This is a genomic window from Suttonella ornithocola (assembly GCF_001889065.1).
GTDB classification, from domain to species: domain Bacteria; phylum Pseudomonadota; class Gammaproteobacteria; order Cardiobacteriales; family Cardiobacteriaceae; genus Suttonella_A; species Suttonella_A ornithocola.
In genome coordinates this window covers 1-651 of sequence record NZ_LWHB01000271.1, presented here as the reverse complement: position 1 = coordinate 651, position 651 = coordinate 1, and the positions used below count along the sequence as shown (strand labels likewise).

Below are 651 nucleotides of genomic sequence, written 5' to 3'. Positions count from 1 at the left end.
CAAAGCAGATAAAAGCATAAAGTATCAATACAATCCATCCGCCATTCTTTGCTATTGCTTAATTCCAAGCCCGACATTCTTTTCAATGGGAATTTAAGTACTGGACTATAAGGGGGTAACCAAACTATCTCATGCCCATGCTCTTCAATGATTGCTTGAATATCACTGCGTTTATGAAAAGCGGCATTGTCCATGACAATTACACTGTTTTTAGGTAACTCAGGTAACAGTGCTTCTCTCACCCAATGAGAGAAAATATCGCTGTTAATAGAACCATCATATAAGCGTAAGGCAAACAATTCTCCATTGATAATGGCTCCAATCGCATTGCTCTGGTTCTTTAAATGCCAGTTATCACTTCCATGACAAACTTGTCCTTTTGTGCTGTAGCCATAAGGTCTATGATCAAAGGCTTTAAAACCACATTCATCAAGATAGACTATCGGTTTGTCTTGAGCGGTCTTATCTACTATTTGTTCTTGAAAGTGCTCTCTTTTCTCTGTGTCGGCTTTTGGATGTTGGTTAATCTTTTTTTATGCGTTATCTTTAGTTCGCTTTAGAGCATAACAAATCGCTGATTGCGAGCAATTAAAACGTCTAGCGCTTTCCCATTGGTAATCATCAGGATACTGCTCAATATCCTTAAGCAAG

At 38.4% G+C, this 651-nt stretch carries 2 protein-coding genes; both read right to left on the bottom strand.

Annotated elements, in window-relative coordinates:
• On the bottom strand, positions 1-443 hold a 443-nt coding region (locus A5N85_RS15875), incomplete at its 3' end, for a transposase (protein WP_249023995.1).
• A gap of 90 nt (positions 444-533) precedes the next feature.
• Positions 534-650, bottom strand: a complete 117-nt coding sequence (locus tag A5N85_RS17410) for an IS630 transposase-related protein (protein ID WP_072577635.1) — start codon at positions 648-650, stop codon at positions 534-536.
• Position 651: the final 1 nt, after the last annotated feature.